This window comes from uncultured Thioclava sp. (assembly GCF_913064665.1).
GTDB classification, from domain to species: domain Bacteria; phylum Pseudomonadota; class Alphaproteobacteria; order Rhodobacterales; family Rhodobacteraceae; genus Thioclava; species Thioclava arctica.
In genome coordinates, this window is sequence record NZ_CAJYBT010000075.1 from 1 (window position 1) to 7,821 (window position 7,821).

Here is a 7,821-nt window from a genome sequence, read left to right on the forward strand (position 1 = left end):
CGGCTGAGTGAGAGGGGGTTAATGTACGCCGGACGACACGACGGTACTGGGAGGCGGAGGAGGGAGAAAAGGGCGCAGAAAACAGTGACAATCTTGAACAGATGAAGGCACAGGTCGAAGCGATGCAGGCTGCTCTGACCGACGCGCAGGAAGGCCATGCGACGGAGGCGGCAAAGGTAGTGGAACGTGATGCTACGATTGAACAACTCAAGGCACAGTTCGAAGCGATGACGGCTGCTCTGACCGACGCGCAGGAAGACCATGCTGCCGAGGTGGCAAAGGTCGTGGAACGCGATGCTACGATTGAACAGCTCAAGTCGCAGATTGCAGAGCTGACTGCATCGGCTCCGAAAACCGACGCCAAGAAGTAAGTAGGGAGCGTTCTGCATGGCTTTGACGGTCACTGATCTAAAGGCGCATCTCAAGGTCGATTTTGACGATGATGACGCAGAGCTTGCGCGCATGCTCACTGCGGCGTCTCTCCATGCAGAGCGTTACCTGCGGCGCGATCTGGCGACGGATTATCCCGATGGGATACCAGAACCGGTCGAAGTCGCAATTTTACAGCATGCGGCCAGCATGTATCGCTACCGTGAGGCAGGCACGACCGGTGCGGTCTCTGAGGTTCCGATGGGCTGGAAGGATCTGCTTTCGACTTATCGGGTGTTCATGTGAGTGGCGCTGGTGCACTGACTCAATCGATAGCGTTCGATTCCCCTCAAAGTAGCGTCGGGCCAGGTGGCGTGATTGTCATCAATTGGCTTCGTCAGCATTCTTGCCGCGGTAAACTGATCTATCAGCGCGGTAGCGAGGTGGTCGAGGCCGCACGGTTGGAAGGGCGACCGATTTACAAGGTGAAGATACGCTCCTGCGTGGCTGCACGCGCGATCACGACGGATTGCCGGATGATCGACCTGCACCGGGCTGACACGGCCTATGCGGTGATCGAAGTGGACGCGATCACAGACCCGATGTGGGTCTACCTGGTGGTCGAAGGAGGGAAGGCAGCATGAGCGCGGACGTAGCCCTTCAAGATGCCGTTGTTGCGGCGCTGCTGGCCGATGCTGATGTCGCGGCATTCGTTGGCGATCGGGTCTATGACAATGTGCCCACCGGTGCGACCTATCCGTATGTATCGCTTGGTCCATCGCAGGCAGTGAGCGACGATGCCGAGTGCATTACTGGCGAAGAGAACTTCCTGCAGCTCGATATATGGACACAGGAAGGCGGATCGAAACGCGGCGCAAAGGTCATCTGCGTGGCGGTGAAGAAGGCGCTTCACAATGCCTCTCTGGCGCTGGCTGATCCGGTCGCGCTCGTGCTGGTGGAGGTCGAAGACATGCGCGTGATCGGAGATCCGGACGAAAAGGTCGCACACGGGATCGTTTCGCTCAAAGCGATAACGGAGGGCTGACCCATGGTGCAAGGCCTCGGCGAATTTAACAAGCGATGGGGTGCGATACCGAAGGCCGTTCGTCTCGCTGCGCAGACTGCTCTGGAGAAGGGGGCGACAGAGCTTGTCGCCGACATGAACAAGACCAAGCCGATACAGGAAATTCGGGTCGGCTGGACGTGGGGAGAGGCCCCGAAAGGCTCGATCGCGCTCGGCAGCTATGGCGAGCCTGGGCAGTCGCTTCGCATCACGATTTACGCGACAGCCACGACTGCAGATGGGGCCTTCCCGGCAGTTGCTCGGTGGTTCGAGTTTGGCACATCCGAGCGCCGCACGAAGAAGGGTGCATATCGTGGCAGGATCGCCGCGCACCCATATTTCTATCCCGTTTACCGCGCCAGAAAGCGGCGCGTGAAGTCCCGCGTAACCCGCGAGATCAACAAAGCTATCAAGGGCATCTAACCCACGAGGCAATCATGAAAATCAGAATGAAGCGCGCCGCTGATCACCGGATCAGCTCGGCTCTCTCACAGCATTTCGAGGACGGTCACGAATACACCGTGCCGCGAAAGACCGGGCAGGCTCTGATCGATCAGGGCGCTGCTGAACTTATCACCCAGAAGAAGGAGGCCAACGATGGCTGATCCCGATACCACCACTCGCCTTATCATCCAGCTGGGTGACGGTGGCGAGCCCGAGACTTTCAGCTTCACCTGTGGTGCCAATACGTTTGGCATAACGCTCACCAACAACCTCGGCGAAGACACGGTGCTGGATTGCGCCGACCCGCTCGATGTTCCGGCCAAAATCATGCGCTACCTGGAGAGCCAAGACACGTCGGCGACGATCTCCGGCAAGGTTGCCAAGAGCGCGTTCCCAACGTGGCGCGCATGGGCTGACACCGGTTCCGTGAAGAATATCAAAATCCTGCTGGACGAGCTGGCGGCAGACAACGGCGGGTTCTGGACCCTCCCGGCATTCCTCGGCTCGCTGGAGTTGAACAAGCAGGGCTCCGCAACAGCAGAGTTTACGGCGACGATCTCCGGCGCTGGTTCGCGCGTTTGGACTGACGCCACCTGATGGCTGAGTTGATCACAGAGTGGGCCGGGAAAGATCGTCTTTTCCGGCTCGACTTCGGAGGCGTCCTAGATCTCGAAGAGGCGCTGAACGATGCGATTGGCGCGATCTTCCTGCGCCTGTCGTCCGGACGCTTTTACGCGAGGGATGCTTATCACACGATCCGCCTCGCGCTGATCGGCGGCGGCATGAGCAAGGTCAAGGCGCGACAGCTTGTCGATAGCCGCTTCGATTCCTATCCGCTCTCTGATCTATCAGCCCTCGCTGGTGAGATCCTGATCGCGCTGATGGTCGGCCTTGAGGACACCAGCAAGGAAGTATCCGACGCAGAGCCGGAACGTATCAAGTTCTCGACCGCATCCCAAATTTGCCAGACGTTCAACATGTCGCCGCTCGATCTCCGAGCGATGACCTATGCAGACTTCGCGAACATGGTCGCAGGTTTTAATGCCGCATCGCGCGGGAAGAAGCTCGAACCGCCCACCGATGAAGAATTTGCCGAAATTCTGCGCAAGCACGACCCTGCCGCTTATGAAGACATGATGGAGGCCAAGTATGTCTAACATTGATACCGGCCTCGTGCTTCGACTTGAGGCTTCTCTTACGAAGTTCGAGAAGCAAATGGCCCGGGCGCAGAAGGTTGGTAACGATGTTTCAAAGGGCATCGAGGGCCAGTTCACACGGTCCAACAAGAAGATGGCCCAGGCGGCTGAGCAGTCGGCGATCGCGATCGGCAAGGAGATGGACCGGCTTCGGGCGAAGTATGACCCGCTATTTCGCGCGTCGAAGCAATACGAGGCTTCCGTCGAAGAGCTGAGCCGCGCGCAGAAGGTCGGGGCACTCACGTCAAAGCAATATGACGCTGCCCTTGCCGAGCTGACGCGCGAATATCAGCGCAGCGCCGGTGCAGCGAATACCATGGGTAAGACGACAAAGTCTGCCGGTATGTTGGCGCGTGGGATGGGTGGCGGCATCCAGAATGTTGCATATCAGGTTGGCGACTTCGCCGTGCAGGTTGGTGCCGGAACAAGCGCCACCCGCGCACTTGGTATGCAGCTTCCACAGCTTCTCGGTGGTTTCGGTGTTTTTGGTGCTGTTGCAGGCGCAGTAGCTGCAATCATTGTTCCGCTTATTGCTAGCTTTATGTCTGGCGAAAAAGAGTCGAAGAAGTGGTCGGATACGCTGCAAGAGCTTTCGAGCGCAGTGGGTGACTACAACTCAGCAGTTCAGGACAGTCTTGCCACGACTGCAGAGATGGCCAAGAAATACGGCGCGATGTCTGACGCCATGCGAAAGACCCTCGACGCGATCGTGGACACGACGCGGATCAAGGCTCTGCGCGAGCTAGGCAATGCAGCCACCGCAGCCGCAAGTCAGCTTGGAAGCCTGAAAGACAGGACTGATGCAGAGGGGAACTTCATCCGCGCGTCTGACGCGTTCATGGCGCTTGTCAAGCAGTTCGATCTAGGGGCGGTCGCAGCCTCCCGCATTAATACAGCGATGAATAATCTCTCCAACGCAGAGGGCCCAGACAAAATCCTAGCCAGTTCTCAAGCTCTCCGTCAGGTTCTGAAAGATGTGTTCGGCGCATATGGCAAAATGCCGCCGGAGATCCAGGCGCAGTATGATGCATTGACGGCGGTGGAAGCTAAAGCGGGTGAACTTGGCGGATCGATGGAGACTGCTGCAGCATCGGCGCAGGGGCTCGCCAAAGTCCTCGAAGATGCGCTGAACACGATGATTGCGCTCGCCGGTGCTGCGCCGAGCGAAGGCTGGTTGTCCAGCGCGATCACGAAGGCGCAGACTCTCGCTGGCCATCTCTGGGACGCGGCCAAGGCGCAGGCAGAGGTTACCAACAAGGCTGTTCAGGCAGAGAAAAAATGGACGCAGTATCAGTACGCACAGTATGGGCAAGGCCATGCGTCGGCTCAGAAGCGGATCCAAGACGGAAGGAAGCCGGAAAAGAAACCGAGCCGGGGCGGCGGTGGCGGGTCAGCCTCAAAAGCCGAAAAGCCTGGCCTGTTCTCTGCATCCGACAATGAGCTGCAAAACCTTGAACGGCAAATCTCACTTCTTGGAAAGACTTCTGCCGAAACAGCAACGCTTCAAGCAAAGTGGAAGCTGCTGGATGAGGCAAAGAAGCGCGGGATAGACCTTGATGCACAACTTGCCGGGTCTGGTGAGACGGTTCGTGAGCAAATCGACCGGCAATCCCAGGCGATTGGTGACCTGACTGCTCAATATGAGAATGCTCAGGAGCGCGCCAAGTTCTTTGATCAAGCCCAAACCGACCTCAAAGGTGGGATCATCGATGCAATTGTCGAGGGCAAGAACCTTTCTGGCGTTCTGAGCGACCTTGCAAAATCCTTCGCCAAGGCCGCGCTGCAAGCCGCGCTGTTCAATGAGGGTCCATTGTCCGGCGGATCTGGTGGCGGGCTTCTCGGCGGCCTGTTCTCAGCAATCAGTGGCGTATTCGGTGGCGGGGGATCTGTGCCTATGATGCCGAAGGGTGGCTACTCGATCACACCCAGCTTTGACGGCGGTGGATTCACAGGAGCTGGGGCGCGATCCGGTGGCGTTGATGGTAAGGGCGGTTTCAGCGCGATCTTGCATCCGAACGAGACGGTTATCGACCATGCGAAGGGGCAGGGTATCGGTGGTGCTCCACAGATCAGCATCAGTATCGATGCACGCGGCGCACAATCAGGCGTTGGTGCTGAGGTCCAGGCTGCAATCCAGCGCGCTACCCCGCAGATCGTGTCGCAGGCTGTCCAAGCAACGAAATCCGCAGCCAAGCGGGGCTACTAATGACTGATTTTCCGACTGCGATCATTTCGGGCGTCACGCGCCAGCTCGTCAGTGCAGTGACATCACAGCAATCGCCATTCACTCTATCGTCGCAGGTCCAAGACTGGGGTGGCGAGGTCTGGAAGATATCGCTTGATGTTGTGATCAAGTCAGGCGCCGCGGCTCGATCATTCGAGGCATTCGCAAACTCGACTCTCAACAAGAGGCGCTTATTCGTGCTGCGTGATGCGCTGATCTGCAATTCTGCGCGCACGGAAACGATCGCAGTGAGCGGTGCCGCACAGTCTGGAAACAGGCTCGTGACGGACGGCTGGGGTACATCTGGCATGTCTGCCGGGGACTTCTTTTCGATCGGGTCTGGATCTGATGCGAGGCTCTATCAGGTCACCGAAGACTGCATCCCTGTTTCCGGCATGAACACCCTGACCTTTGTCCCGAGGTTGAGGTCATCCCCAGCTGATGGAGCGGCAGTTGAGATCGCCTATCCAATCGCATCGATGATGGCGACAGACGATGTTCCAAGCTCAATTCAGGTTGGTGTGATGCGCTTTACCGTGAACTGCATGGAGGCACTATGAGCCGGGACATGCAGGCCGCGAACTTGGCGGCAATTGGAGCTCAGCGCGTCCGAGTGATCGCTCTCTTCGAGGGTGAGTTTCAGGGCGGAACGGTGCGTATTTGGTCTGGCCTTGGACCGCTGAATTGGGGTGGCCATGAGTGGGCCGGGGCAGGAACGCTTCTTGGGTTCTCAGATGTTGATGAGACCAATGGTATCGTTGCGAGTGGCGTTACTATTTCGCTCTCTGGTGTGCCTCTCGATCTTGTTTCTATTGCGATTGAAGAGGCCCAGCAGAATGCGCCGGGAACGGTCTGGATCGGGTTCACGTCTGAGGATTGGGCGCTTCTCGCAGATCCTGAAATCATCTTCTCTGGCTTGTTGGATGTTCCGAGCATCGACGATGCTGGGGATACTTGCACCGTGTCGATCACTTACGAAAGTCAACTGATTGACCTCCAACGGGCGCGTGAGTGGCGATACACTGACGAAAGCCAGCAGGCACTCTTTCCCGGCGACAAGGGATTTGAGTTCGTCACCTCGATCCAGAACAAAACGATCACATGGGGCCGCTGATGCGCAAAGCAAATTGGCCCGTCATTCTTGCAGATCAGATCGAGGCAGCGCGTAGCAAGCCATTCGCATACGGGTCGCATGATTGTGCAACATGGTCGTTCGATGTCCGCAATGATTTGACCGGTGGGGAAAACCCGGCAGACCAATGGCGGGGTCGTTACACAACAGAGCTTGGGTGTGCGCGGGCCATGCGGAAGCTTGGGTGGAGTGATGTTGAGGATATGGGCCGAAAGCTTCTTGGCGATCCGATTGCACCGCTTATGGCTCAGCGAGGCGATATTCTGCTGGCTGATGGGGCTTTTGGAATCTGCCTTGGGTCGGAAGGTGCGTTCATTGGGAAAAACGGAATTGTGGCAAAGAGCCTGCGCGAATGCGTAATGGCTTGGAGGGTCTGATATGCCTCAAGTCATTGTTGGTATAGCAGCTCTTGGCGGCGCAGCTATTGCTGCTGGCGGCATTGGTGCTGCGCTTGCTGCAACAGGAACATTCATCGGATTTGCAGCAAACTTTGGTGTCTCAATGCTCCTGTCAGGGGTTGCACAGGCACTTGCCCCAAAGCCAAAACAGCAGGGCATAAGTAGCCGAGATGTGACTGTCAGAGAGCCAGCGCATCCGCGTGAAATTGTCTATGGTCAGACGCGCAAGGGCGGTGTGATCGTGGCCCTTGAGGTCAGCGGGCAAAAGCGTGTCTCAACTGATGGGATCAGCGAGGCAAGTGACGGCACCTCGATGCTGCATGTTGTCGTAGTCATGGCTGGTCATCAAATTGAGGCAATCGACGAAATCTATTTTGACGGTGATCTCGCAGTAAATGCGGATGGGTCTATCGCTGATGCTTTTGCCGGTGCAGTTGAAGTGGAAAAGCGCCTTGGCGCAGACGATCAAGCCGCATTCGCAATTATGATGGACTACCTGCCGGGGAAGTGGACAGAGGATCATAAGCTTTCAGGGTGCGCAGCGATTGCCCTGCACCTGACATGGGATAACGACAAGTTCCCAAATGGGCTGCCGAACGTGACCGCGAACATTCGCGGTAAGAACGATATTCTTGACCCTCGAACTGGACTGGTCGGGTATACGGATAATGCGGCGCTTTGCGTGGCCGACTACCTGGCAAGCTCGATCTACGGCATGGGCGCTGAAATTGGCGATGCACGCGGAATCAATGAAGATGCGCTGATTGCTGGAGCCAATGCCTGCGACGAGATCGTTGATACCGTCGATGGAGCGACTGAGACGCGCTTTACGCTCGACGGCATCATCGACACAAGCCAGTCCCCACAGCCTATTGTCGAAGCCAAGCTGTCGTAAATGACCGGCCACGCGGTGTGCCGATCTGGGAAGTGGTATATCCAGCCCGGAATCTATCGCACGCCGTCGTTGACGCTCACTGAGGATGATGCATCTGGCC

The 7,821-nt window shown here is 57.4% G+C and carries 13 protein-coding genes; all 13 read left to right on the forward strand.

Going from position 1 to position 7,821, the window contains the following annotated elements; translation table 11 throughout:
• The first annotated feature begins 101 nt into the window (after positions 1-101).
• The 13 genes from QZ571_RS17960 to QZ571_RS18020 are packed head-to-tail and all read left to right on the forward strand — an operon-like array spanning position 102 to position 7,721.
• Complete coding sequence (locus QZ571_RS17960) at positions 102-371, forward strand: hypothetical protein (RefSeq protein ID WP_295537477.1); 270 nt, start codon at positions 102-104, stop codon at positions 369-371.
• Positions 372-387: 16 nt separating this feature from the next.
• Positions 388-675 (forward strand): head-tail connector protein, encoded by a 288-nt coding sequence (locus tag QZ571_RS17965; protein WP_295537478.1) that lies wholly within the window; start codon positions 388-390, stop codon positions 673-675.
• On the forward strand, positions 672-1,013 hold the full coding sequence (locus QZ571_RS17970) for a head-tail adaptor protein (RefSeq protein ID WP_295537479.1): 342 nt from the start codon (positions 672-674) through the stop codon (positions 1,011-1,013). The genes QZ571_RS17965 and QZ571_RS17970 overlap by 4 nt, the downstream gene beginning before the upstream one ends.
• A complete protein-coding gene (locus tag QZ571_RS17975) occupies positions 1,010-1,414 on the forward strand; it encodes a DUF3168 domain-containing protein (protein ID WP_295537480.1) in 405 nt (134 codons plus the stop codon). The genes QZ571_RS17970 and QZ571_RS17975 overlap by 4 nt, the downstream gene beginning before the upstream one ends.
• 3 nt (positions 1,415-1,417) lie before the next feature.
• Positions 1,418-1,855: an HK97 gp10 family phage protein gene (locus tag QZ571_RS17980; protein WP_295537482.1), complete on the forward strand. Its 438-nt coding sequence runs from the start codon at positions 1,418-1,420 to the stop codon at positions 1,853-1,855.
• A gap of 14 nt (positions 1,856-1,869) precedes the next feature.
• Positions 1,870-2,037, forward strand: a complete 168-nt coding sequence (locus QZ571_RS17985; protein ID WP_295537483.1) for a hypothetical protein — start codon at positions 1,870-1,872, stop codon at positions 2,035-2,037.
• Complete coding sequence (locus tag QZ571_RS17990) at positions 2,030-2,473, forward strand: hypothetical protein (protein WP_295537485.1); 444 nt, start codon at positions 2,030-2,032, stop codon at positions 2,471-2,473. The genes QZ571_RS17985 and QZ571_RS17990 overlap by 8 nt, the downstream gene beginning before the upstream one ends.
• Positions 2,473-3,033, forward strand: coding sequence for a gene transfer agent family protein (locus QZ571_RS17995; protein WP_295537486.1), 561 nt, complete (start codon positions 2,473-2,475; stop codon positions 3,031-3,033). Before QZ571_RS17990 ends, QZ571_RS17995 begins: the two co-directional genes overlap by 1 nt.
• Entirely contained in the window at positions 3,026-5,278 is a 2,253-nt protein-coding gene (locus tag QZ571_RS18000; protein ID WP_295537488.1) for a hypothetical protein, read from the forward strand. Before QZ571_RS17995 ends, QZ571_RS18000 begins: the two co-directional genes overlap by 8 nt.
• Positions 5,278-5,856 carry a hypothetical protein gene (locus QZ571_RS18005; protein WP_295537490.1) on the forward strand — a complete coding sequence of 193 codons (579 nt, stop codon included), beginning with the start codon at positions 5,278-5,280 and terminating at the stop codon, positions 5,854-5,856. The genes QZ571_RS18000 and QZ571_RS18005 overlap by 1 nt, the downstream gene beginning before the upstream one ends.
• The gene (locus tag QZ571_RS18010) at positions 5,853-6,410 is read left to right on the forward strand and encodes a hypothetical protein (protein ID WP_295537491.1); all 558 of its coding nucleotides are present in this window, start codon (positions 5,853-5,855) and stop codon (positions 6,408-6,410) included. Before QZ571_RS18005 ends, QZ571_RS18010 begins: the two co-directional genes overlap by 4 nt.
• On the forward strand, positions 6,410-6,805 hold the full coding sequence (locus tag QZ571_RS18015; RefSeq protein WP_295537493.1) for a hypothetical protein: 396 nt from the start codon (positions 6,410-6,412) through the stop codon (positions 6,803-6,805). The genes QZ571_RS18010 and QZ571_RS18015 overlap by 1 nt, the downstream gene beginning before the upstream one ends.
• Before the next feature lies 1 nt (position 6,806).
• Complete coding sequence (locus tag QZ571_RS18020) at positions 6,807-7,721, forward strand: hypothetical protein (protein ID WP_295537494.1); 915 nt, start codon at positions 6,807-6,809, stop codon at positions 7,719-7,721.
• Positions 7,722-7,821 lie beyond the last annotated feature (100 nt).